At 66.0% G+C, this 24,693-nt stretch carries 23 protein-coding genes and 1 pseudogene; 13 read left to right on the forward strand and 11 right to left on the reverse strand.

From position 1 onward, the window contains the following. Nucleotides 1–625: 625 nt before the first annotated feature. On the reverse strand, nt 626–883 hold the full coding sequence (locus tag GXP39_10295) for a hypothetical protein (GenBank protein ID NOZ28426.1): 258 nt from the start codon (nt 881–883) through the stop codon (nt 626–628). A 231-nt stretch (nt 884–1,114) separates the two neighbouring features. Here GXP39_10295 and GXP39_10300 point away from each other — a divergent pair, with 231 nt between their 5' ends. Together GXP39_10300 and GXP39_10305 are read left to right on the forward strand one after the other, a co-directional pair. Further along, complete coding sequence (locus GXP39_10300) at nt 1,115–1,981, forward strand: hypothetical protein (GenBank protein NOZ28427.1); 867 nt, start codon at nt 1,115–1,117, stop codon at nt 1,979–1,981. A gap of 2 nt (nt 1,982–1,983) precedes the next feature. After that, the gene (locus GXP39_10305) at nt 1,984–2,271 is read left to right on the forward strand and encodes a DUF503 domain-containing protein (protein NOZ28428.1); all 288 of its coding nucleotides are present in this window, start codon (nt 1,984–1,986) and stop codon (nt 2,269–2,271) included. Between the two features lie 82 nt (nt 2,272–2,353). Here the strand turns inward: GXP39_10305 and GXP39_10310 are convergent. The 3 genes and pseudogenes from GXP39_10310 to GXP39_10320 form a co-directional block, all read right to left on the reverse strand. Then, nucleotides 2,354–3,683: pseudogene (locus GXP39_10310) on the reverse strand (glycoside hydrolase family 1 protein). 18 nt (nt 3,684–3,701) lie between these two features. After that, entirely contained in the window at nt 3,702–4,193 is a 492-nt protein-coding gene (locus GXP39_10315) for a dCMP deaminase (GenBank protein NOZ28429.1), read from the reverse strand. Nucleotides 4,194–4,442: 249 nt separating this feature from the next. Continuing rightward, nucleotides 4,443–4,823, reverse strand: coding sequence for a conjugal transfer protein TraR (locus GXP39_10320; GenBank protein NOZ28430.1), 381 nt, complete (start codon nt 4,821–4,823; stop codon nt 4,443–4,445). A 314-nt stretch (nt 4,824–5,137) separates the two neighbouring features. Here GXP39_10320 and ruvB point away from each other — a divergent pair, with 314 nt between their 5' ends. The 9 genes from ruvB (at nt 5,138) to GXP39_10365 (ending at nt 14,737) form a co-directional block, all read left to right on the forward strand. Then, on the forward strand, nt 5,138–6,181 hold the full coding sequence (gene ruvB, locus GXP39_10325) for a Holliday junction branch migration DNA helicase RuvB (protein NOZ28431.1): 1,044 nt from the start codon (nt 5,138–5,140) through the stop codon (nt 6,179–6,181). After that, nucleotides 6,178–6,879 carry a gamma-glutamyl-gamma-aminobutyrate hydrolase family protein gene (locus tag GXP39_10330; protein ID NOZ28432.1) on the forward strand — a complete coding sequence of 234 codons (702 nt, stop codon included), beginning with the start codon at nt 6,178–6,180 and terminating at the stop codon, nt 6,877–6,879. Before ruvB ends, GXP39_10330 begins: the two co-directional genes overlap by 4 nt. A 33-nt stretch (nt 6,880–6,912) precedes the next feature. Continuing rightward, a complete protein-coding gene (locus GXP39_10335) occupies nt 6,913–7,245 on the forward strand; it encodes a hypothetical protein (GenBank protein NOZ28433.1) in 333 nt (110 codons plus the stop codon). Continuing rightward, nucleotides 7,242–8,264 carry a tRNA preQ1(34) S-adenosylmethionine ribosyltransferase-isomerase QueA gene (queA, locus tag GXP39_10340; GenBank protein NOZ28434.1) on the forward strand — a complete coding sequence of 341 codons (1,023 nt, stop codon included), beginning with the start codon at nt 7,242–7,244 and terminating at the stop codon, nt 8,262–8,264. Before GXP39_10335 ends, queA begins: the two co-directional genes overlap by 4 nt. A gap of 81 nt (nt 8,265–8,345) precedes the next feature. Continuing rightward, nucleotides 8,346–9,470, forward strand: a complete 1,125-nt coding sequence (locus GXP39_10345) for a tRNA-guanine transglycosylase (GenBank protein NOZ28435.1) — start codon at nt 8,346–8,348, stop codon at nt 9,468–9,470. After that, a complete protein-coding gene (locus GXP39_10350) occupies nt 9,454–10,269 on the forward strand; it encodes a 16S rRNA methyltransferase (protein NOZ28436.1) in 816 nt (271 codons plus the stop codon). Before GXP39_10345 ends, GXP39_10350 begins: the two co-directional genes overlap by 17 nt. Before the next feature lie 372 nt (nt 10,270–10,641). After that, on the forward strand, nt 10,642–12,087 hold the full coding sequence (locus GXP39_10355) for an FAD-binding protein (GenBank protein NOZ28437.1): 1,446 nt from the start codon (nt 10,642–10,644) through the stop codon (nt 12,085–12,087). Next, entirely contained in the window at nt 12,084–13,376 is a 1,293-nt protein-coding gene (locus tag GXP39_10360; GenBank protein ID NOZ28438.1) for an FAD-binding oxidoreductase, read from the forward strand. The genes GXP39_10355 and GXP39_10360 overlap by 4 nt, the downstream gene beginning before the upstream one ends. Before the next feature lie 44 nt (nt 13,377–13,420). Then, a complete protein-coding gene (locus tag GXP39_10365; GenBank protein NOZ28439.1) occupies nt 13,421–14,737 on the forward strand; it encodes a (Fe-S)-binding protein in 1,317 nt (438 codons plus the stop codon). A 46-nt stretch (nt 14,738–14,783) separates the two neighbouring features. On the opposite strand, the gene GXP39_10370 is transcribed toward GXP39_10365, so the two are convergent. The 7 genes from GXP39_10370 to GXP39_10400 form a co-directional block, all read right to left on the reverse strand. Further along, nucleotides 14,784–15,182, reverse strand: coding sequence for a PIN domain-containing protein (locus GXP39_10370; protein NOZ28440.1), 399 nt, complete (start codon nt 15,180–15,182; stop codon nt 14,784–14,786). Continuing rightward, complete coding sequence (locus GXP39_10375; GenBank protein ID NOZ28441.1) at nt 15,179–15,427, reverse strand: CopG family transcriptional regulator; 249 nt, start codon at nt 15,425–15,427, stop codon at nt 15,179–15,181. The genes GXP39_10370 and GXP39_10375 overlap by 4 nt, the downstream gene beginning before the upstream one ends. Before the next feature lie 215 nt (nt 15,428–15,642). Continuing rightward, nucleotides 15,643–16,791 (reverse strand): glycosyltransferase family 4 protein, encoded by a 1,149-nt coding sequence (locus GXP39_10380; GenBank protein ID NOZ28442.1) that lies wholly within the window; start codon nt 16,789–16,791, stop codon nt 15,643–15,645. Continuing rightward, the gene (locus tag GXP39_10385) at nt 16,788–17,849 is read right to left on the reverse strand and encodes a glycosyltransferase family 4 protein (protein NOZ28443.1); all 1,062 of its coding nucleotides are present in this window, start codon (nt 17,847–17,849) and stop codon (nt 16,788–16,790) included. The genes GXP39_10380 and GXP39_10385 overlap by 4 nt, the downstream gene beginning before the upstream one ends. A gap of 5 nt (nt 17,850–17,854) precedes the next feature. Beyond that, nucleotides 17,855–19,540, reverse strand: a complete 1,686-nt coding sequence (locus tag GXP39_10390) for a hypothetical protein (protein ID NOZ28444.1) — start codon at nt 19,538–19,540, stop codon at nt 17,855–17,857. Further along, entirely contained in the window at nt 19,533–20,453 is a 921-nt protein-coding gene (locus GXP39_10395) for a glycosyltransferase family 2 protein (GenBank protein NOZ28445.1), read from the reverse strand. The genes GXP39_10390 and GXP39_10395 overlap by 8 nt, the downstream gene beginning before the upstream one ends. 28 nt (nt 20,454–20,481) lie before the next feature. Next, nucleotides 20,482–21,996 (reverse strand): oligosaccharide flippase family protein, encoded by a 1,515-nt coding sequence (locus GXP39_10400; GenBank protein ID NOZ28446.1) that lies wholly within the window; start codon nt 21,994–21,996, stop codon nt 20,482–20,484. 424 nt (nt 21,997–22,420) lie between these two features. Here GXP39_10400 and GXP39_10405 point away from each other — a divergent pair, with 424 nt between their 5' ends. Together GXP39_10405 and gap are read left to right on the forward strand one after the other, a co-directional pair. Next, nucleotides 22,421–23,566 (forward strand): YvcK family protein, encoded by a 1,146-nt coding sequence (locus GXP39_10405; GenBank protein ID NOZ28447.1) that lies wholly within the window; start codon nt 22,421–22,423, stop codon nt 23,564–23,566. Between the two features lie 86 nt (nt 23,567–23,652). Then, on the forward strand, nt 23,653–24,666 hold the full coding sequence (gene gap / locus GXP39_10410; protein NOZ28448.1) for a type I glyceraldehyde-3-phosphate dehydrogenase: 1,014 nt from the start codon (nt 23,653–23,655) through the stop codon (nt 24,664–24,666). Nucleotides 24,667–24,693 lie beyond the last annotated feature (27 nt).

Here is a 24,693-nt window from a genome sequence, read left to right on the forward strand (position 1 = left end):
CAAGCGCATGGTATCAGTTCCCGGCCGGTTCATCGCAACGCGCTCATAGCCCCTCCTCCCTCCAGGGTGATCTCGAAGTCGCCGCAAGCCCATTCACCAATCCGCACTCAACCGTGGTAGGGCGACACATGCGTCGCCTTCCACAGTTCCATGCGGTACCACCGCCGCTGCCAGGCCTCAGAGATGCCGAAAAGGCCCAGTTTTTAACAGAGCGTGTTTGAAAATTTACCGGCAAGATGTCTGAGGGGTCTCCCTCAACGACCAGCTCCACAGGGGGGGAGTGGAGGGGACCTCCCCTCCACGGAAATCCCACTTTTCCGGCCTGTACCTGCCTTTCTCAGCCCTTCCCGAAGGACTCGGGCCGAGGCCAGGCAGGTCGAGGGCAAAAGAAAGGCTTCTTCCGGAGGGGCTCCGCCCCTCTGGGCCTCCCCACAGCAGAAGCAACGGCACTGTTCAGACACACCCTAACAGGGACACGACGGCGCCGTGTCCGCTACGATCGATGCTCCGCCGATGATGAATGCCCGGATGCTCTCTTACGGTTGAGGTTCGTCATCAATGAGGAGAAGCTCAGAATAGCCACCCAACTGCCATCATTGAGGTCTATCAGAGGGGTAAAGCCAACTCATCCTGATCGCTGGTTAAGGGTGGTGGCTGGAAGGAAGAGGTCAAACGTGGTCACCCGGCCGTCCGCGTTGGCATCCCCTGCCCGCAATACACTATTCCTGGCGTCCTCGACGCCTCTCTGCGGTTTTTGGGTTCTCCAGATGTCACTCGCCAGACCGGTCAGGCTGTGGGGACCGCGGACGAACACGGTGTAGGTAGTGAGGACAAGGTCGGGGAAGACGAACACGCCGTTCTCGTCGGCTGAACCCTCAGCCATGAACCTTAGTAAACCGACCACAAGACGTGCGTTTCCTCATAAAAATATACCACAGCATATCCACCAAGTCAATGTTGTCATCTGAAAAGCGATACGCCTTTTCGCGTGGGAGCGATCGCCGGGAGGCTTTTCGTGCATTCCCAACGAATTGCCCGGCGGTGTGGCCTCAAGTATAATTCAGTGAGCGAACGCCACAAAGAGCATTCTCCTAAAGGAGGCCAAAGCCCCCTAATGATGACGATCCTGAACCTCCCGCCCGCCACGTGGCGGCTGATCATCCACGGCGCGGCCGACGGCGCCACCAACATGGCCATCGACGAGGCCATCGCCCGGGCGGTGGCGCAGGGAGAGGCCCCGCCCACGCTGCGCTTTTACATGTGGGAGCCCCCCTGCATCTCCCTGGGGCGACACCAGAAGCTGCGAGACATCGATCTGGAAGCCTGCGCGGCGCGTGGGTATGACGTGGTGCGCCGCCCCACCGGCGGACGCGCCATCCTGCACACGGACGAGCTGACCTACTCCGTCGCCGCGCCGGACTCCGATCCGCGGGTGGCGGGCGCGGTCATGGACGCGTATCACCGGCTGAGCCAGGGGCTGGTGGCCGGGCTGCGCATCCTGGGCATCCCCGCCGACGAGGCGCCCGGCACCAACCGGGCGGGGGCGGACGTCTCCGCCGCTTGCTTCGAGATCCCATCAGCCTACGAGATCTGCGTGGACGGCCGCAAGATCATGGGAAGCGCCCAATACCGCTCCGGCCGCATGGTGCTGCAACACGGGTCGCTCCCCCTGTACGGGGATCTCACCCGCATCGTCGACTGCCTGGCCGTGCCCAGCGAGACCCGTCGCGAGGCGCTTCGCACCCTGCTCCGACGACGCGCCCTGACCGTGGAGGCCGTCCTGGGACGCACGCCCACCTTCCGGGAGGTGGCCCAGGCCCTGGCTCAGGGATTCGCTCAGGCGCTTCGCCTGCGCCTGGAGCCGGGGGACCTGCTTCCCCTGGAACGGGAGCTGGCGGCCGATCTGCGCGCCAGCCGATACGCCAATCCCGAATGGACCGGCCGCGTGGGAGCCCCTGAACGGCCGGCCGAGACGAGATGACGATGGTCATTGGAGTGCTCACCCTGGAGCTACGCCTGCCGGGGAACGGCTCGCTAAAGGGGAAACGCGGCATCCTGAAGCCGCTGATGGCCCGCCTGCGCCGGGACTTCAACGTCTCCGTGTCCGAAGTGGACGCACAGGACGTGTGGCAACGAGCCGTGGTGGGAGTGGCCTGCGTCTCGCCCAGCGCCGACTACGCCCACGGGCTGCTCACGGAGGTCGCCCAGGCGGTGGAGTCATGGCGCATGGATCTGGAGGTCGTGGACTTCTACATCGAGCTGATCCACTAGCGCGAGGAGGAACGCCCACGCCGGAAAGCGGAGAAGGCGCGGGCTCCCGGGGAACGGTTCAGGGATCTCCATCGAAAAGCGCTCACCCCGCCGCCGTGGCCTCCGGAGCGTACCGGGCGACCATCTCCGGGGTCAACGCGTTGGCCCGGGCGATCTCGCCGTAGAAACGGCCGCTGGGACGCACGCTCCCCGGTGGCCACATCCAGCTCGATCAGCCCGAAACGCAAACCCCATCCCTCCGCCCACTCGAAGTTATCCACCAGCGTCCAGTGGAAGTACCCGCGGATGTCGACGCCCTCGCGCAACGCGCGATGCATCTGCGGCAGATACGTGGCCAGCAAGAGAGGCCGCACGCGATCGGCGGCGTCGGGGATCCCATTCTCCGTCACATAGATGGGCTTGCCCAGCCGCGCCGCCCGCTTGAGCACACGATAGAATCCCCGAGGCGACAGCGCGGCATACGGCTCGCCATCCGCCTTGATGTCCGACAGTGGCGCGCCCGGAGGGAGCAGGTACCGGGCCAGCGCCTGAGTCGGCCGCCTCGGATCGAAGCGCACCCGATAGTGCACGTAGTAGTTGACGCCGATGAAGTCCTGGCTATCCACCAGAGGGCCATGGACCAGCCCGGTGCCGACCGGGAAGCGGATCTTCCCATCGTGTGGGGCATACAGGGAGACGGCGTTGAAGACGTGGTCCTGCAACGCGGTCATCGCCCGGTCCAGGGCGGAGCCCGGATCGGCGGGTTCGAAGAGGGCGATGTGATGCGCCAGGCCGACCTGAGCCCGGCCGTCCATCTGATGGATCACCCGATACGCGGCCGCGTGGGCGCGCAGCATGTGGTTCAGGACCCTCAGCCCCCGCAGAGGATCGTGGCGGCCGGGCGGGAACTCCCCCAGGAGATAGCCGAACGCGATGTAGATGTTGGGCTCGTTGATGGTGCACCACAGCCGCACCAGATCGCCCAGCTCCCCGACGACGTACCGAACATATCGCCGGAATCGATCGATGATGCGGGAATTCTCCCAGCCTCCGCTGCGGGCCACCCATAGGGGATCCGTGAAGTGATGGAGCGTGACCATCGGCTCCATCCCCCGGTCCCGCATGGCCTGCAGGATCTCCCGATAGCGGGCAACAGCCCGGCGGTCGTACGTCCCCTCGTCAGGCTCGATGCGGCTCCACTCGATGGACAGGCGATGGGCATTCTGCCCCATCTCGGCCGCCCGGTCCAGGTCCGCCTCCGCCCCACCGGGCTCCCACCAGCCGCACGCCCGGCCGGAGCGATCGCCGCGCCAGATACGACCGGGCTGCTCCTCCCACGCCCACCACTGATTGTTGCGGTTGTCCCCCTCCACCTGATGGGCCGCGGTGGCCGTGCCCCACAGGAAACCGTCCGGGAAGGAAAGCGTCTTCATGGAGGTCCCCTTCGCCCGTCACTCGGACGCCGGAGGATCTGCCGATCCCTCGACGCCCGCGTCCTCGATCTCCGGCCTCTTCGGCGGCGGCCACGGGAAGTGCTGCAATCCCACGCCCGCCTCCGCCAGAAATACCCGCGAGTACTCATCGGGATAGTTCCCTGCGTAGACGACGCGCACGATCCCCGCGTTGATGATCATCTTGGCGCAGGTCAGGCAGGGCTGATGGGTGACGTATATGGTGCCCCCCTTGACGCTGACGCCATGGAGCGCCGCCTGGATGATGGCGTTCTGCTCCGCGTGGAGGGTGCGCACGCAATGCCCATCGACCATCAGATGCCCCACGTCGTCGCAATGAGGCAGCCCTGCCGGGGCACCGTTGTACCCCGTCGTCAGGATCCGCCGATCCTTGACGATGATCGCGCCCACGTGCGCTCGATCGCACGTGCTCCGCTTTGCCACCTGAAAAGCGATCCCCATGAAATACTCATCCCAGGAAGGACGGAACATAAGCGACACTCCTTTCGACAGGCCCATCACCCGGCGATTCGCCGGCATGGACGACATGCGGGGAGGACGAGATCGTCTCGGCCCCGCCTGCCGCGGGGCCGCTCAACAAAAATAGGGGCGGCGTACCCATGGGACACCCACCCCTTGTCATGCGCTTCCTGACTCTTCCCCCGACGGACGCATTCGCGATCGCTCACAGCCTAGGTCGCGCCCACATATGCGGCGCAAGGCGCCCTCGCATCTTCCCTCTTACACCGCGCCAGGCGGTCGATAGAGCCCCCGCTTGATCAACTTCTCCACCTCGACCTGGCACTGGACGCAGAGGGTGGCGTCGGGCTTCACCTCCAGGCGTTCAGGGGGGATAGGCTGACCACATCGCTCACAGATGCCATACTGTCCTTTCTCGATCGCCCGCAACGCGGCCTCGATCGACTTCAGCTTGGCCTCCAACGCGGCCAACAGCGCCGCACTCTTCTCCCGTTCGATCAGGTCGGGGTCGCCCTCTTCGGCGTCGATATCCACCTCGCCCTTGAGCGACTCCTGCAGCATCTCGATATCTGCCAGCACCTGATCGCGTTCCGCCTCCAGCCGTTCTCTCTCTCGTTGTGTCACTTCCTCTCTGCTCGGCATCTTTCACCTCGCCGGCCCACCACCGGTTGGGTTCTTGCAGACGTCACGTCTGCAGGTATACCAATTTGGATCTGTTATCCACCATACATCAAACGGGGAAAACTCCCATCTCAACCCGATTTCGACCTTCGGATGCACACCCTTGAAATTGTACCCCCTTATACCAGCTTTTCTTTTGGAAGTCAAGACATTCTGCGCGATGCCAGCCCACAGACACAGATTTGACGAACATCCGCCCCGGCAGGATGCACGTCCCCTCCCATGAGCGTTTTTCCCTCCGCGCCCGCATCTGGTATAATGCCGTGGGGGAACAAATGAGCGAACGCATGATCTCACCGGATGCAAAGTCGGAGGAGCGGGCCCTGGACGCCGCGCTCCGCCCCAAACGGCTGGACGATCTGGAGGGCCAGGATCGCCTGCGGGATAACCTGCGCATCCTGATCGAGGCGGCGCGGGCCCGCGGCGAGGTCCTGGACCATATCCTGCTGTACGGGCCGCCGGGCCTGGGCAAGACGACGCTGGCGCACATCATCGCCAACGAGATGGGCACCAACATCAAGGTCACGGCCGGCCCCGCCATCGAGCGCGCCGGCGATCTGGCCGCCATCCTGACGAACCTGCGCCAGGGCGACATCCTCTTCATCGACGAGGTGCACCGGCTGGGCCGGGCGGTGGAGGAAGTCCTCTATCCCGCCATGGAGGACTTCGCCCTCGACATCGTGATCGGCAAGGGGCCCTCCGCCCGCTCCATCCGGCTGAAGCTGCCGCGCTTCACGGTCATCGGGGCGACGACGCGCCTGGCGCTGCTCACCGCCCCGCTGCGGGCGCGATTCGGCGCCGTGTATCGCTTCGACTTCTACGATCAGGCCGCGCTGGAGTCCATCGTGCGGCGGGCCGCCCGGCTGCTGGGCGTCCCCATCACCGACGACGGGGCGGCCGAGATCGCGCGACGCGCCCGGGGGACGCCGCGCGTGGCGCTGCGGCTGTTCCGCCGCGTGCGTGACTACGCGGAGGTACGGGCCGACGGAGAGGTCACCGCCGAGGTGGCCGATCAGGCGCTGCGCCTTCTGGAGGTGGATGAGCTGGGGCTGGACTTCCTGGACCACAAGGTGCTGGAGGCGCTGATCCACAAGTTCGGCGGGGGCCCGGTGGGGCTGGAGACGATCGCGGCCGCCATCAGCGAGGAGCCGGATACCATCATGGACGTGGTGGAGCCGTACCTGCTGCAACTGGGCTTCCTGGATCGAACCCCGCGCGGTCGCGTGGCAACTCGCCGGGCCTACGAGCATCTGGGTGTGCCGTTCCCGGAACGACCCGAACAGCCCAGCCTGTTCAACGAGGGGGACACACCGCCATGAGACCCAAGATCGGCGTCACCGCACGTTCCCTGGAGCCCGCCTCGCTGGAGCGGCTGCGCTGGTACATGGAGAGCGTCCGCCTGGCGGGCGGCGATCCGGTGGTGCTGGCCCCCGACGGCCCACACCCCCATCAGGAGGCGATCGACGGGCTGCTGCTGTCCGGCGGAGGCGACGTCCACCCACGATACTACGGCCAGCCCATGGCGGGCGCGGAGGCCGATGGCGTCGACGAGGCTCGGGACGAGATGGAGATCGAGCTCACCCGGGCGGCGCTGCGAGACGACCGGCCCATCCTCGCCATCTGCCGGGGGATCCAGCTCCTGAACGTCGCCATGGGCGGCGCGCTGATCCAGGACCTGGGCGAGGGGCACCGCACCCCCAAGGGCGCCTACAAACATCACCTGATCTGGGTAGAGCCGGGGACGCTCATGGCGGCGACGTTGGGGGCCTCCGGCCAGGTGGCCGTGAACACCTACCATCATCAGGGCATCCGGGCCGACATGCTGGCGCCGGGGCTGATCGCATCGGCCCGAGCCCTGCCCGAGGAATGGCTGATCGAGGGGGTGGAGAGCCCCGACCACCGTTTCGTCCTGGGCGTGCAATGGCACCCCGAGCGGCACCGGGAGGTGCCCCACCTCCATCGGCGCCTGTTTCAGGCGCTGGTACGAGCGGCAGCCGATCGGGCATCGAGATCCTGACGGGAACGCTATCCTGAAAGAACGAGGCGACACATGGGATCACTGTCCTTCCTGGGACCCTTCCTGATCAACCTGCCCCTCCTGCTGGCCTATCTGGTCGGCATGGGCGCAGGCGCTATCCTGATCTCCCGAGGCCGATTGGCGGCCGGCATACTGGCCCTGATCGGCTTCGCGCTGTTGGAGCTGCGCGCGCTGTTGGGAGCCATCATCGCTTTGTCGCCCATCTATCTCTCCCGCATGATGCCGGCCTTTCAGATCGGCCAATGGCTGGCCGGGATCACCTTCGTCACGAACCTGATGGCCGCGCTGGCGATCTGCCTCATCGCCGTGGCGCTGGTCCGCGCGGCCGAACGCTCTGAGACGTGAGAACCGCGGATTTCGATTACGAGCTACCGCCTGAGCTGATCGCACAGACGCCGGTAGAGCCCCGAGATAGCTCCCGCCTGCTGGTCGTGCACCGGGAGACGGGCGATCTCGAACACCGCATCTTCCGGGATCTGGTGGAGTACCTGCGGCCCGGCGATCTGCTGGTGTGCAACGAGAGCCGGGTGATCCCGGCCCGATTGCACGGACGCAAGCCCACCGGCGGCCGCGTCGAGGTCTTCCTGCTCACCCGCCGGGACGACCGCACATGGGAGACGCTGGTGCGCGGCAAGGGGCTGCGCCCGGGCACGCGCATTCACATCGAGGACGCGGCCGGGCGGGAGGCGGCCGTGGCGCATATCCTCGCCGAGACGGAGGACGGGGGGCGCGTCGTCGAGTTCGACCGCCCTGTCGACGCGCTGCTGCCGCAGGTCGGGGAGATCCCCCTGCCGCCCTACATCCACGAGCCGCTACAGGACCCCGAACGCTACCAGACGGTGTACGCCCGCATCGCCGGCTCCGTGGCCGCCCCCACGGCCGGGCTCCACTTCACGCCGGAGCTGATCGATCGCCTGCAGGCGAAAGGGGTCCGCTTCGCCTTCGTGACGTTGCACGTAGGACTGGGGACCTTCCGGCCGGTGAAGACGGAACACGTCGAGGAACACAAGATGCACGCCGAGTGGGGGCAGATCACAGCCGAAGTGGTGGAACAGGTGCGGGAGACGCGAGCGGCGGGCGGGCGATGCGTGGCCGTGGGGACGACGTCGGTGCGGATATTGGAGACGGCTGCTCGCGAGGGCGAGCTGGCCCCCTTCTCCGGATGGACCGACCTCTTCATCAAGCCGGGGTTCCCCTTTCGGGTCGTGGACGCCCTGATCACCAACTTCCACCTCCCCCGCTCCACGCTGCTCATGCTGGTGAGCGCCTTCGCCGGCCGGGAGCTCATCCTGCGGGCCTATCGGGAAGCCATCCGTCTGCGCTACCGCTTCTACTCGTTCGGCGACGCGATGTTGATCCTATGACGAAGAGAAAAGACAAGGGAACAGAGCCCCTTTATTCATCGTCGATCGTCCATCGCTTTTCATCGCTCGCCCTTCGTCAAAATGAGAGCTTTTAGCGTGACCCGTACCCGATCCAATCTCCAACTCCCGCACGGTCTCCTGCAACTCCCCGCCTTCCTGCCCGACGCCACCCAGGGCGTCGTCCGATCGGTGGACAGCACGGATCTGGAGCGATGCCAGGTCCAGGCCGTGGTGATGAACATCTTCCACCTGATGCAGCGCCCCGGCACCTCCACTATCCGGGCGTTGGGCGGGCTCCACGCCATGTCCGGATGGCGGCGCCCCATCGTGACCGACTCAGGCGGGTTCCAGGCGTACTCCATGATCCGACAGAACCCGAACTACGGCCGCCTGACGGACCAGGGGATCGTCTTCCGGCCCGAAGGCGCCTCCCGCCGGTTCCATCTCACGCCCGAGAAGAGCATCCAGCTGCAGCTCCGCTACGGCGCCGATGTGGTCATCTGCCTCGACGATTGCACCCATGTGGATGATCCGCCGGAGGCACAGCGGGAGTCGGTCCGGCGCACCATCGACTGGGCCCGGCGGTGCAAGGCCGAGTTCCAGCACCTGATCGAGCAGAAGGGGCTGAGCGAGGATCAGCGCCCCCTGATCTTCGCGGTGATCCAGGGGGGCGGCTCCCGGGAGCTGCGCAAGCGATGCGCCGAGGCGCTGTTGGAGATCGGCTTCGACGGGTTCGGCTACGGCGGCTGGCCCCTGGATGCGGAGGGAAACCTGTTGGTCGACCTGATCGGGTACACCCGGGAGCTGATCCCCTCCGACTTTCCCATGCACGCGCTGGGCGTGGGGCATCCCCCCAGCGTGGTGACGTGCGTCCGGCTGGGATACGACCTGTTCGACAGCGCCATGCCCACCCGGGACGCGCGCCACGGCCGGCTATACACCTTCGCGACCGACCCGGCCGCCGGGCTGACGGGCCCATGGTTCGCCTATCTCTACATCGGCGACAACAAGCACATCAAGAGCGCCGATCCCATCTCCCCATTCTGTGACTGCTTGTGTTGCACCCGATACTCCCGGGGATACCTGCATCACCTGTTCAAGATCAACGACAGCTCGTTCCTGCGGCTGGCGACGATCCACAACCTTCGCTTCATGACCCAGCTCATGGAACGCCTGCGCGTGGAGCAAGATGACCACGAATCCTGAGGAGACGCTGGATCGGCTGGTCGAGCGGGTGCTGGCCAGCGCCAGGTACAGGCAGATCGCGCCGGACTTCGTTCGCCACGTGGGCGCTCGTGAGCTGGCCCGGCGGCGCAATCTGAAGGAAGCGGTCAAGGCGACCAAGAGCAAGCTGCATCAGGTGGCCGGGGCCTATCTGGCGGGAACGCCTCACTACGACGAATGGCTGCGCACCTTGCGGACGGCCGCCGAAGCCGGGGAGGCGGCCCTGCGACGGGCCTGCGTGGAGATCATGCGACACCACGCGTCTACACGGGAGCGGCTGCCCATCCTGGACGAATTCTACGCGACCACGCTGGCCGAGATCGCCCCCGTCCGTTCCGTGCTGGATGTGGCCTGCGGGCTGAACCCTCTGGCGATCCCGTGGATGCCACTGGTCGAGGGCGCCACGTACATCGCCTACGACATCTACCGGGATATGGCCGACTTCCTGAACGAGTTCCTGACGATGATGCCTGTGAAGGGCCGAGCACACGCGGGCGACGTCCTGCAGGTCCCCCTCGATCGGCATGTGGACGTGGCCCTCGTGCTGAAGACCATCCCCTGCCTGGAGCAGGTGGATCGAGAGTCCGGGGCCAGGCTCCTGGAGGCGCTGGCCGCGGACCACATCCTGGTCTCGTTTCCGGTCCGCAGCCTGGGAGGGCGGGACAAGGGGATGCTCGATCACTATGAGGTCGCCTTCCGGGCGCTCACGGCCGGGAGGCCGTGGACTATCCGCCGGTTCGAGTTCGCCACCGAGCTGGCCTTCCTGATCTCTCGACGATGAGACGGCCGATGGAAGGAGCGATAGCCTCGACGCAGGCCAAAGCAGAGGCGATGCACATGGCAATGTTGAAATCCGTGAAACAGCCCAGGGAGGGCAGATATAGAAATCTGCCCTCCGCCCATCGGGCGGCTCGGCCTGGTTCAGGCACATAAGGCCGAGCGAGGCAGGTAAAGGGTTGCCGTAAGGGCGACCGGCCGGTCGCCCTTACGGGGCTGCGCCCCTCAAAGCCTCTCCATAGTAATCCACCGAGAAGGATACATTTACCGCGGGAAGGAGCCGTTTCGACGGGATCGGAGACTGTGGTAAAATGCTGCGGGGTTCCAGCATCCCCCTCGGACGATGCGTCGGATCGTTCCCCACCAGGAGGTAGCGATGCCCCTCTCACGCGATGGTCTGATCGCCGCGCTGCAGGAGGCGATGGGCCCTGATGCCGTGCTGCACCGACCCTACGACCTCATGCTCTACGAATACGACGGCTACGTCGAGCGGGCGACGCCGGACGTGGTCGTGCTTCCCAGGACGACGGAACAGGTGGTCACGGCCGTGCGCCTGGCCAACGAGGCGGGCATGCCCTTCGTGGCCCGCGGCGCCGGCACCGGGCTCTCCGGCGGCGCCATCCCCACCAGCGGCGGCATGGTCATCAGCCTGGCCCGCATGAAGAAGATCCTCCACATCGACCCGGTGAACATGCGCGCTGTGGTCCAGGCAGGCGTCGTCAACAGCGACCTCGGCGAGGCGGTGGCGCCCCACGGCCTCCAATACCTGCCCGATCCCTCCTCCCAGCGCGCCTGCACCATCGGCGGAAACGTGGCCGAGAACAGCGGCGGCCCCCATTGCCTGGCCTACGGGGTCACCCTGAACCACGTCCTCGGCGTGAAGATGGTGCTCCCCAACGGCGAGGTCGTCACCCTGGGCAGCGCCGCCCTGGACGCGCCCGGCTACGACCTGCTCGGCCTCGTCGTCGGCAGCGAGGGCACCCTGGGCATCGTCACCGAGGTTACCGTGCGGCTCGCCCCGCTACAGGAGGATGTGCGCACCCTGTTGGCCGTGTTCGACGACCTGCAATCGGCCTCGCGCGCCGTCTCCGCCATCATCGCCGCGGGCATCATCCCGGCCGCGCTGGAGATGATGGACCAGCTCGCCCTGCAGGCGATCGAGGCGTACGTCCACGTGGGCTACCCCCTCGACGCCGCGGCCGTGCTCCTGATCGAGGTGGAGGGGCTGAGCGAGGGCCTGGACGAGCAGGTGGAGCAGATCGAGGAGATCTGTCGAGCAGAGGGAGCGCGCAGCGTGCGTCGGGCCCAGACGGCCGAGGAGCGGGAGCTCCTGTGGAAGGGCCGCAAGAGCGCGTTCGGGGCCATCGGCCGCCTGTCCAAGTCCTACTTCACCCAGGACGGCGTGGTTCCCCGGACCCGGCTGCCCGACGTATTGAAGGAGGTGCAGGCCATCGGCCAACGGCTAGGGCTGCGCATCCTCAACGTGTTCCACGCCGGCGATGGCAACCTGCACCCTCTGATCCTCTTCGACCCCGATGATCCGGACGAGGTGGCCCGCACGTGGAAGGCCACCGACGAGATGATGGCCGCTTTCGTCAAGGCCGGCGGCTCCATCACCGGTGAGCACGGGATCGGCATGGAGAAACGGGACTATATGCCGATGCTGTTCAGCGAACGGGAGCTGGATCTGATGCAAGATCTGCGACATATCTTCGATCCGGCCGAGCGGAGCAACCCCGGCAAGGTGCTGCCGACCGGCCGGGCCATGACCGGAGAGGCCACCCCGCTGCACAAATCCCGCCCATGGAGCCCGACATCATGACGGACCTGTCCTGGCTGAAGGAGCGGCTGCCGAGCGAGGACGTCGGCGACACTCCGAATCTTCGCGCCGAGTACGCCCTCGACGATGCGACGCCAGCCGTGGTCGTCCGACCGGGTGAGGCGCAGGCCATCGCCGACACGCTGCGCTGGGCGTCCGACCAGCGGCTGGCGGTGGTGCCCTGGGGCGGAGGCACACAACAGGCCGCCATGCCCGCCCCCACGCGCTACGATGTGGCGCTATGCACCACCCGTCTGAATCGCGTGCTCGACTACGAGCCGGCCGAGCTGGTGATCACCGTGGAGGCCGGGATCACCCTGGCCGCGCTGTCCGAGGTGCTGGCGCCTCAGGGGCAATTCCTGCCCATCACGGTGGCCACGCCGGAGCGGGCCACCATCGGCGGGCTCATCGCCACCAACGCGGCCGGCCCCGAGCGGCTGCGCTACGGGTCCACCCGCGACATGGTGCTGGGCGTGACCGTGGCCCTGGCCGACGGCTCGCTGATTCGCGGGGGCGGGCGCGTTGTGAAGAACGTGGCCGGTTACGATCTCACCCGGCTGTTCAACGGCTCATGGGGAACGCTGGGGGTCATCACCGCCGCCTCGCTCCGACTCTACCCCATCCCCCCCGTCCGGCGGACGGTGGCGGTACGCTGCACCTCCTGGGCGGAGGCCCAAACGATCGCCCTCCGGCTTCACAGCTCACGGTTGGGCCCCCAGGGGCTCACCATCGCACCGATCGGCACGGAGGAGGCCGGCGTCCCTCCGGTGGACCTCTTCGTGCGCTTCGGTGGGCCACCGGCCACGGTCGAGCGTCAGATCGCCGAGACCCAGGCGATGGCATCCGCCGAGGGTGCTCAGGCGGATCGCATTCTGGAGGGCGATCAGGAGGAAACGCTCTGGAGACACCTGGCAGATCCCTCGCTCCACGCGCCGGGCGTCCACCTCCAGGCCAACGTCTTGCCCTCCCGCGTGGTCGAGGCGGTGCGTACGCTGACGACGGTGGCCGAGGTGCACGGCTGGCCGAGTCGCTCATGGGCTCACGTCGGCGCAGGCACAGTGCTGACGGTTTGGGACGCGCCGCCGGATCCATCCCTGGCTGGGGCGGTGCATTCGGCGCGTGAGCGGATCACGACGATGGGCGGCTGGCTCTTCGTCCGGCAGGCCCCGCGCCGATCGCCCTCCCTGGACTACTGGGGCACAACCACCGAGGGGGCGTTGCCGTTGATGCGAGGGATCAAAGCGAAGCTGGATCCCGCCGGCATCCTGAATCCCGGCCGATTCATCGTCTGAACCCGCATATCGCTTCTCATAACGCATCGCTGGATGGAGATCCTATGCCCGAGTCGCTCATGGCGTTAGGCAATTACCTGCCCGGAGAGGCGCCCAGCCTGGACGGGCTCGACAAATGCACTCACTGCGGCCTGTGCCTGAACCAGTGCCCGACCTATCGCGTGCTCAGCCTGGAGATGGACTCCCCGCGTGGCCGCATCTATCAGATGAAGGCCGTGGCCGATGGGCGCCTGACGATCTCGCCCGACTTCGCCCTGCACATCAACCAATGCCTGGACTGCCGAGCATGCACGACCGCCTGTCCATCCGGCGTGCCCTATGGCAGCCTGCTGGAGAGGGCCCGCGGCCAGGTGGAGCGGGCGCTGCCCCGCTCCCGATGGGAACGTGGGCTGCGTCGCCTGATCTTCGACCATCTCTTCCCCTACCCAACGCGTCTGAGGCTGGTGGCGACGGCGCTGCGGTTCTATCAACGCAGCGCCCTCTCCCGGCTGTTCCACTGGCTGGGCCAGCGCGGCCTGATCCCCCAGGCGCTGCTGTATGCGGAGAGCCTGGCGCCGACCCTCTCATCTCAATTCTTCAGCCCCAGGGAAGCCTCCCACACACCCGCCCAGGGGGAGCAGAAAAGGCGGGTCGCCCTCTTCTATGGGTGCGTCATGCCGCTGGTCTATCCGGATACCCACCGGGCGACCGTCCGCGTGCTCGCCCGCAACGGCTGCGCGGTGGAGGTGCCGGAGGGACAATGCTGCTGTGGCGCGTTACACATCCACGCCGGCGAGCGGGAGGCCGCCCGCCGGCTGGCCCGGCAGAACATCGCCGCCTTCGCCGACGCCGAGGTGATCGTCGTCAACGCGGCGGGATGTGGCGCGGCCATGAAGGAGTATCCGGAGCTGTTCGACGATCCCGCCGAGCGTGCCCAGGCCGAGGCGTTCGCGGCCAAGGTGCGAGACGTGACCGAGTTCCTGACGGAGATCTCGTTCGAGCCGCCGAAGGGCCGCGTGAAGGCCCGGGTCACATACCACGACCCCTGTCATCTGGTCCATGCCCAGGGCATCCGGGAGCAGCCACGGCAGATCCTGCGCAGCATCCCGGGCCTGGAGTTCGTGGAGATGCGGGCGTCCGATCGATGCTGCGGCAGTGCCGGGATCTACAACCTGACCCACCCGGAGCTATCGCAGCAGGTGTTGGCGGAGAAGCTGGAGACGATTCGGGAGGTCGAGCCGGAGGTGGTGGTCAGCGCGAACATCGGCTGTATGCTACAGATCGAGGCCGGGCTGCGCAAAGAGGGTGCCCCGATCCGGGTCATGCACGTCGTCGATCTCCTGGATGCGGCGTACGCCGCGTCGGATGGGCAGAAAGGCTGATCACGCCACCCCGCAGAGGGGATCCAGGGACACCAGGACAGTGGGGTCAAGGCAAGCAGACGAAGCCTTGCTCAACGAAGTGACGATCAAAAGCAAACGCGGTGCGAATTCCCAAACGGTGCATGAGTTCAAAACTGGTGCAATCCACCAGGCTAAAGCTACGTCGTCCGGCAGCAAGAAGCGTCCCGAGAGCGACCGCGTGGACCTCTGGGGGCACCCAATGGACGTCGAAAAGGGGAACGATCCCCCGCTGAAACTCCCGAACGGCAGACATCCCAAGCCGTCTCTGGATAAGCGCTATGCTCTCCAGTAGCACATAGTTAGAACAAATGAGACGAGTGGACTCCCGAAGTAGCCGGCCCCAAACGTCCTTAGCCTGTTCGTGATTCGCGTCATCGGCGTCGAGTAGAGCATACAGAGCGGACGTGTCTACAAAAACGGTCATTCGCTATAGGCCTCGGCCAAATACTCGTCATGCCGCTCGGAGACATCCGATTTTCCAGAATGGAACTTGCCGACAACGGCGAGAGCCCTCTGGCGTTGCTCTTCCATGGAAACCGGACCTACCGTCCGCAACCAGTAATCCACTGCCCGACGGATCAGTTCAGCCATCGACACGTTTTCCTTAAGGGCTAATTCCTTTAGTGCCCTCGATTGTTCCTCTGTCAACTGGACCTGAGTCCGAATCACCTTTCTCCTCCATGCACTCATGACATCACTTTTGACATCATGATAACACCACATCTTTCGACTGTCAATCTCTTCTGCCGGTGATATATTCCTCTCGTGTGGAAATAGGACAGGTACAAGGCGGAAAAGAGGATATCCTAGCGGAGGGAGATCCCTCCACATCTCCCCTGAGGGCTCGCGATAGGGCTGGCGAGATCTCCACCGTTTCGGATACACTACTGGGTCCTCAACAACAGATCCTCTAGCGCCCTGGTGACGGCTTGCGCCATTCGATCCGCCGTGAATCGCTCTTCCACCCGGGCCCGGGCGGCCTGGCCCATGACCTCCCGCCGTGTGGAGTCTTGCAGCAGGGCACCCGCCGCATCGGCCATACGCCCCTCGTCGCCCGGCGGGATCAGTATCCCCGTCTCGCCATCCGCCACGATCTCCGGCAACGCACCGTGGGCAAAGGCCACCACGGGCCTGCCCATCGCCATCGCCTCCAGATTCACCAGGCCAAACGGCTCCGGATCGCCCGGGTGCACGAACACGTCCATCGCCGCCAGAGCCGGACGCACGTCCTCCAAATGCCCAGTGAAGACGAGACGGTCCCGCAGATCCAGCTCGGCGGTCAGGCGCTCCAGACGCCTAGGATAGTCATCCTGCACTTCGAACGGGGAGCCGCCGACGATCACACCCCATACATCCGGCATATCCTGACGGATCCGGGCCAGCACGCGCAGAAACCGATCCTGTCCCTTCCAGGGGCGCAGCCTCCCCACCATGCCCACCAACGATGCGCTCAAGGGAATGCCATAGGCAGCTCGGAACGCCTCCCCGTCCAGACTGGGATCGAATCGTTCCACCTCGATCCCGTTGTACACGACCACGACCTTCCCCGGGCAGGGGAGATGAGCGGCGGTGGCACGAGAGTTGGCGATGACCCGGGTCGCCGTCGCGCAAAGCAGGCGCTTGCCCAGCCCATCGGCCCAGAGACGCCTGGGGCGGGATTCCGAGAGCCAGAAGTCACGCATGTGCCACACGAACGGGCACCGGGCCAGGCGAGCGGCGAGGGAGGCGTAGAGGGCGGAACGGACCGTGTTGGCGATGAGTAGAGCGGCGTCGATCTCCTGGGCCAGCCGGGCGATCGCCAGGGCGCCGATCAGCCAGTTCAACGGGGCGCGGGGGGAACGACGCAGACGGGGCATGGGAGCCTGATGCACCGGGACGCCCAAGGCGATGGCCTGTTCGGCCAAAGGGCCTCCGGCACAAGCCAGATGGGGCTTCCAGCGGGTACGATCCAGATGCTTGAGGAGGAGCAACAGGCTGCGCTCGGCGCCGCCCAGCGCGAGCGCATGGTCGAGGAAGAGCACTTTCAAGGTCACGAGGGTGTCTCCAATGCTCGGAGTATCCCCTTCGCCGCCCGATCCCAGTTCATCTCCTCCTCCACCCAGCGGCGGCCCGCCTGCCCCATCCGACGCCGCAGGGCCGCATCCCCCAGGAGATCTCGCAGAGTTCGCGTCAGCGCCTCAGGATCGTCCGGGGGCACCAGGAGGCCGGTCTCGCCCTCCCGAACGGCCTCCACAGCACCGCCGCTGCGCCCGGCCACCACGGGGAGTCCACTGGCGCTGGCCTCCAGATACACGATGCCGAACCCCTCCATGCTGGCCGCCTCTCGCTCCTCACGAGCGGGCATCACGAACACGTGGGCGCTGCGATACAGATCGGGCAGCCTCTCATCGGGGACGCGGCCGAGGAACTCCACCGCATGGGCCACGCCCAGATCACGCGCGATCCGCTCCAGGCGTGGGCGATCCGGGCCATCACCAGCCACACGATAGCGCAACCCCGGGAACTCGGCCAGCAGGGCGGGCAACACCCGCAATACCATGTCGATCCCTTTGCGCGGGACCAGACGCCCCACGGTCAGGAGGACGAAGGGGGACTCCGGGGGAGAGGGTGGGGGCCGGAAGCGGGTGGGATCGGTGCCGGGATACACCACCACCGGGCGGGGCAACCCCAATCGCCGCAAAAGCTCAGCATTGGCCCGGGTGATGGTGACCAGGGGGCGAGAGCGCCCCAACAGCCAGTTGAAGAGGGGACGATGCCAGCGGCGCTGCGCGGCCAGATAGTCGTTCCCGTACGCGATCGCCCCATACCGTCCCCGCGCCACGAGGGCGGCGGGCACGAGCAGCCGGGGATGGGCATGCCCCACCAGCACACGGTCGGGGCGCAGCGCGCCCAGGGAGCGGGCGAAGGCCCACGGGGTCGACGAGGGAAGGACTACCCTCCGAAAGGGCTCCTCCGCATCCGGAGACGCCCCCACCGGGGTCACCACGATCAGCTCGTGCCTCTTCGCCAGACGACAGGCGATCTCATAGAGATACGTCTGTACCCCGCCTACGCCCGGCGGGAAGTCCAACGTGAGCAGAGCGATGCGCATCGCAGTCACCCCAAATATCCCAGATCCCTCAACTGCCGCTCGATCTGCTCCATCTCCTCATCCGTATACGCCTGCTCCGCGCTCCGCCCGCCGAGGGTCGCCTCTCGCGCCACCGGCCTCCGCCGGGGTTCCGCATCCTCAGAGAAGAGATCCAGCAACACCCAGCCGTCCGCCTCCTCCGGCACCGGCGCCCCCAGCAGGTGCAACACCGTCGGGGCGATGTCCATCAGGCCCGCGTCCATCCGCTGCCCGGCCGGGATCCCTGGCCCCCGGGCGATGAACAGCCCATCGAGAGCGTGGGTGCCGCTGCGCACCGGGTCAGCGAAGGGCATCCCGGTCCCCATCTCGGCCATCACCTCCGTCCGATAGTCATCCATGACGACCGTAAGCTCCGGGGCATCCCGCAGGAAGGGGCCGCCATAGATCTCCTCCTTGCGGTACAATCGTACGGGCATCGGGTCCCCCGTCGTGGGATCGGAGATGTGGCGCAGTCCATCCTCGATCTCCGCCAGCAGACGTTCTGCCTCTTCCCCGGGCTCCACGATCCCCTCCGGATCACGCCCGCGCAGGTTCAGGTAGAGGCTGGCCTCGTCGGGGCAATAGGCCCGGGTGCGCCCCCAATCCACAGGGAGGTGGTTCAACCGCACCAGGCCACGCCGCTTTGCGCGCACGTACTCATCGCGCAGGAAGTTGGAGAGGGCGCGCTTCTTGAGCGGATCGGCCAGGCGACGGAAGGTGGGCGATGCCTGATTCAGCCAGAAGAGCGGGGCGGCGAGCTTCCCCATTAGACGCGTGCGCCAGCCCACTTTCCCCACCGGCTTCTCGCTCTTCAACACCAGGTATCCCCGCTCCCGCAGCCACTCGTTGAGATAGAAGACGCGATAGGCAGGGCCAAAGCCATGATCGGAGACGATGAACACCCAGTCATCGTGATCCAACAGATCCAACAGACGCCCCACCTGCTCATCCGCATCACGGTAGACCTGCAACAGGGCCTCGCCGAAGCGGGCGGCCAGGGCGGGATCGTGCCGGGGATGCTCAGGATCTATATGCCGCCAGAACTGATGGCTGGCCTGGTCCAGCGGAGTCAGCACCACCAGGGCCACCCGCCAGGTGTAGCGGTGGAGCAGATGGAAGGCCACGTCCCCATGCATACGGAGGAAGCGAAGCTGCCCCTCCAATATCTCGGCGTCATCGTCCTGGCCGAGGGGCTTGGAGCTGACGAACTCGAAGGGGCGCCCCAGGAAACGATCCACCTCCCGACTGAGCTCAGGAGGATGGGTATACACGAGATTCCCCCGGTTCAGCGGGGCAGGCCAGCCGGAGAGGAGGAAGCCCTCGACCGGGCGGGGAGGGAACGTGCCTGGCACGTGGACGATGCCCGTGGAAATCCCTCGCCGGCTCAGCAGTTCCCAAAAGGGAGGAGCCTGACAGTAGGAGAAATTAGCGAAGGTGTAGTCGTACGTCCCCGAGAGGCGCTGGCTGAAGCCGAAGACGCCGATCTTGGCCGGGTTCATCCCGGTGGCGAAGCAATACCAGGCGGGGACGGAACGCGGCGGGATCACGCTCCACAACGTCCCGCTGGTCCCCTCCTCCATCAATCGGGCCAGATGGGGGAGATGAGCACGCCAGCGATGCACCAAATGAGGCGACGCGCCATCCAAGCCGATGATCAGAACCCGCTCACCCATGTGCACTCCCTTGCAAGCCGTCTGCAAGTGCCCCGCGATAAAGCCGGGCGGCCCGAAGCTGGCCCAGCGCATCGGCCACGTCGCTGAGGACGATGACGCCAGCCACCGCCCCGGGCATCTGCAGCAGATGGGGGAAGAAGAGCAGCGTCCGTTTGATCAGACGCAACAGGATACGCCCCACGGTAGGCGCCCTCGCATGTTTGGCCTCGAAATAATACGCGCCGATGCCCCGTCGAACGGAGGCCCGCCATTGGGCGCGGAGCGTGTACTCCCGAAAGTGCTCCACCTTCAACGGCAGATACAGCAGGAGATGGCCGCGCTGAGCGACACGGAGCTTGAGATCCACATCCTCGCCGGCGGCCACCGGGAAGCGCTCGTCAAACCCGCCCACATCCAAGAGGACATCCCGGCGGTAGGCGACGTTGTTGGTCCCCAGCCCCGGCACATCGCGCCCGGCCTCCTCCCTCGCCGCCCGCGCCCCCCACCGTCGCAGTCGCCGCAGGTGCTCGGCGCGGGCGACCGCGTTGGTGCGGATCAACGCCTCGGGCGGGTCCTGGTATCCTCCCACGCCTGCCACGCCCGGGTGTCGCCGGAACCCGTCGTGCAGGCGCCGCAGCCAATCGGAGGGGACCACACAATCATCGTCGGTGAAGGCGACGACCTCTCCCGTGGCGACCTCGATCCCCCGATTCCGGGCCGCGGCCGGCCCCCGGTTCATCTCCCGGCGGATGTAGCGCACCTGAGGGAACTCTCGCCGCACCATCTCCGCCGTGTCATCGGTGGATCCGTCATCCACGACGATGACCTCGTGCTCCAGGCCGTCCTGCCGGATCACCGCGCTCAGGCAGCGCCGCAACGACTCACTTCGATTGTAGGTCGGGATCACAACGGAGAAGACAGGAGAACCTGCCACGGTTCCGCCACTCCCCTTCCAAAGCCCCTCAAGGGGCCGAATGTCCACTTCCTAATTTGAGGGATCGATAGAGGAGATGCCAGCCCGCCCTCAGCTGCTCCCGCTCCGTGAGCCAGAGCAGGCCGCCGTACAGGACGCTGACCGAGACGCATTTGAAGGCCAGCCGTCCCCACAGCGACCAATCCCTCCCCACGTCTACCCCCATCAAGGTCGCCGGGGCGATGAGCGCCACCGCCACCGTCGGCCATAGCCACATCGCCCTCCAGGAATAGTCCACCAGATGTCGGGTTTGGGCGAACAGCAGGACCAACCCCACCAGCACCATCAGGTCGGCGGCCAGCGCCACCCCCTCGATGCCCCACCATCTCCCTAACACGACGACCGCGGGGACGAAGACGGCGAGCTGCACGGCTCGCGCCCGGGTGACGCGACCCGGGTGCCCGGCCGCCACCAGCAGGTTGCCGGCCACCACCGTGAGCGGATCCGCCAGCGTATACACCAGCATGAGCTGGAAAGTGGTCAACATCGGCAACCATCGCTCCCCGATCAGCAGACGGATCAGCTCCGGAGCCGCCAGGATGAACATCAGGCCGAACCCAAACCCCGCCCGAATCATCAGACTGGTCACGCGAAAGAAAGCCTGGGACAGGCGAAGACGGTCGCTCTGCAATCGGGCGAAGGTCGGGAAGAAGACGGAGGCCAGGGGGTTGGCGATGATGCGCCGGGGATAGCGGGCGAACTCATAAGCCCGTGAGTAGTACCCCAGCGGCGTCTTCCCCAGCGCCGTGCCGATCCAGAAATCGTCAAAACGATCGAGCAGGTAGGAGAGATTGGTTCCCCACCAGACCCGGATGCCAAAGCGCCAGAACCAGCGGAGCGCCTCTCCATCCCAACCCAGCCGGGGCGTCGGCGCAACGGGAAGGATCCAGCACACCGCCGAGCGGGCGATCTGCCCACCGGCCTGCTCCAGGATCAGGCTCCAAGCCCCCCAGCCATACCATGCGGCGAGGGGGGCCGCGATCGTCATCGTGACGGAGCTCACCACATCGGCCAGGGCCAGCCGGCGAAAGTCCAGATCACGGCTCAGAAACGTCTCCTGATACGCGTTCAGCCCCTTAATGAGGCTGACGCCGACGAGCGCCCACAGGATATACACCAGCGACGGCATCCCGGGATAGGCACGGGCGAGCACGGGGGCCAGGGCCGCCAACGTCATCAGGCTCCCGAGCAGCAAAGCCATCTGCAGGGTGAAGTAGGTCGAGACGACCCGGTCATCCACCTCCCGGCGATGGATCATCGCCCGGCCGAGCCCCAGCGCCCGGAGCCTGTCGGCCAGCTGGACGTAGAACAGCGCCAGCGTCACGACGCCGAAATGTTCGGGCAGAAGCAGCCGGGCCAGGAGCACCGCCCGCGTGAGCCCCAGCGTCAACGTGATCGCGGACGCCCCGACGCTGTAAAACGACCCCCTCACGGCCCGAGCCGCGATCGATAAGCCCTCCGGCGGAGCGCCGCCCGGGGCGTCTACCCCATTACAAGCAGACATACTCCCCCATCCATTCCCCCAACGCGAGTATATACTCGCCGCCGCCATTTGTCACATCTGCTTCTTCCTATGACCGTTCAGCGCCATTCGCGGGGCCAGACGGCCGGCCACAGAACGATGCTCGAGTACACTACCTATCCGAAATTCCTTTGACTTCCCATTGGACTTGGGCTATAATCGCCTCTTGGGGGGATGACCAGCATGCATGAGGGAACACAACCATATGTCAGATCGCATCGGGAATGGGTTCATCCCGGCATGCAGGTCACACGTCGGACGGCGCCCCGATTTGAGGAAGTGGCCACGCTCGATCTCGGGCTGGCCGCATTGTTTGATCAGGCTCCGTCATCCTTGCACCTTCGACAACCGATCTTACAGCGTCAAATCGCCAAGGAGCGCGTGATTCACACGATCCCGTCCGGTCATGCCGCCACCGTCGACGCCATCCCGCGGCCGTGCCAGCAACATCCACGGCTCGCACGCGCGCCGATCGCCTGGTCCAACGGTGGGTACCGTGAGTGAGCATCACCATCACGGGGATGGGCCTAAGGTCGTCGCACTCGGCGGCGGGACAGGCCTATCCACCCTGCTGCGAGGATTGAAAGCGCACACGGACCACATCACGGCCATCGTAACCGTGGCCGATGACGGTGGAAGTTCCGGCCGCCTGCGAGAGGAATTGGGCGTATTGCCGCCGGGGGACTTCCGCAACTGCATCGCCGCCCTGGCCGACGATGAAGCGCTCATGACGAAGCTGTTCCAGTATCGCTTCGGCGAGGGCATGGGGCTCGGCGGGCACAGCTTTGGGAATCTGTTCATCGCCGCCATGACCGCGGTGACCGGCAGCTTCGACCGGGCCCTGTTGGAGTCCAGCCGGGTGTTGGCCGTGCGCGGGCGGGTGCTCCCATCCACGTTGAAAAGCGTGGTCCTGTGCGCAGATGTGCGTGAGGAGATCCCCGGCCAGGAGCCACGCTGGAGGCGGGTTTGGGGGGAGTCTCACATCCCCAAACAGGCCCATGGGCACATCATCGAACGTGTGTTCCTGCAGCCGGAGGATCCGCCCGCTTACCCGGAATCGGTACGGGCCATCCTGGAGGCCGACCTCATCGTGGCCGGGCCGGGAAGCCTGTTCACCAGCGTGCTGCCCAACCTGCTGGTCACGGACATCGCCCAGGCGATACGAGCCTCCCAGGCCGTCCGGGTATACGTTTGCAATGTGGCCACCCAACGCGGCGAGACGGATGGCTTCGACGTACATGAACACGTGCAGGCGCTGCAATCCCATGTCGGCCGGGACCTGTTCCCCCTGGTACTGGCGAACAACGACTTCGCCACATCGCGCTCCATCGGCAAGGGCGTGTCCTGGGTACGCCCGCCCTCCCAGGAGGACATGGCCGTCGGGGGATACCGCGTGGTAACGGCCAGCCTCATCGATCCAGAACGACCCTGGCGGCACCATCCCGGCAAGCTGGCGCAACATCTGCTGGCGCTCTACCGGGAAGAGACCGCCGCTAGAGAGGAGATGCCCCTGGACGCCGGAGACCTCTCCTCCTCGTCGTTCTTCCACTGAGCTAGCGAGGAGAAAGGACGCTCCAGGCGCACTCCCCTCTGCTACGACAAACTCGCTTCAATGCAATACGGTAAGGAGGTTCTTCCATGGCTGTCAAGGTAGGTATCAATGGGTTCGGCCGCATCGGGCGGCAGGTTACCAAGGCGCTATTTGAGAAGTACGAGGGGGAGCTGGAACTGGTCGCCGTCAACGATCTCTTTGACGTGGAGACCAACGCTCACCTGTTCAAGTACGACTCCAATTACGGGATCTTTCCCGGCACTGTCGAGACCAAGGACGGAAACCTGGTCATCAACGGCAAGGTCATCAAGAACCTGTCCGAGCGAGATCCCAGCAAGCTGCCCTGGGGCGAGCTGGGCGTCGACGTGGTGGTGGAGTCCACCGGCGTGTTCCGGAAGCGAGAGCAGGCGGCGATGCACCTGACCGCCGGCGCCAAGAAGGTCATCATCTCGGCTCCGGCCACCGAGCCCGATCTGACGGTCGTGCTGGGCGTGAACCAGGATGAGTACGATCCGGCCAAGCACAGCATCGTCTCCAACGCGTCCTGCACCACGAACTGTCTGGCGCCGGCCGCCAAGGTGCTGCAGGACCTGGCCGGGATCGAGAAGGCGCTGATGGTCACGGTTCACTCCTACACCAACGATCAGCGCATCCTGGACCTGCCGCACAAGGACATGCGCCGTGCTCGCGCGGCCGCCCTCAACATCATCCCGACGACCACCGGCGCTGCGCGTGCGGTGGCGCTGGTCATCCCCGAGCTGAAGGGCAAGTTCGACGGATACGCGCTGCGCGTGCCCACGCCGACCGTCTCCATTGTGGACTTCGTGGCCGTGACCAGCCGTGAGGTCACCCTAGAGGAGCTGAAGGAGGCCTACAAGGCCGCCGCGGCGGGCCCGATGAAGGGCATCCTGGGATACACGGAAGAGCCGCTCGTCTCCATGGACCTGAAGGGCGACGAGCGCTCCAGCGTCATCGACGGCCAGCTCCTGCAGGTGATCGGCGGCAACCTGGTCAAGGTCGTCTCCTGGTACGACAACGAGTGGGCTTACTCCGTGCGCGTGGCCGATCTGATCGCCCTCATGGCGAAGAAGGGGCTGTAATCACGAGCCCGTAATCGGCTCACCCGG

The sequence above is a fragment of the Chloroflexota bacterium genome (genome assembly GCA_013152435.1).
GTDB lineage: Bacteria > Chloroflexota > Anaerolineae > DUEN01 > DUEN01 > DUEN01.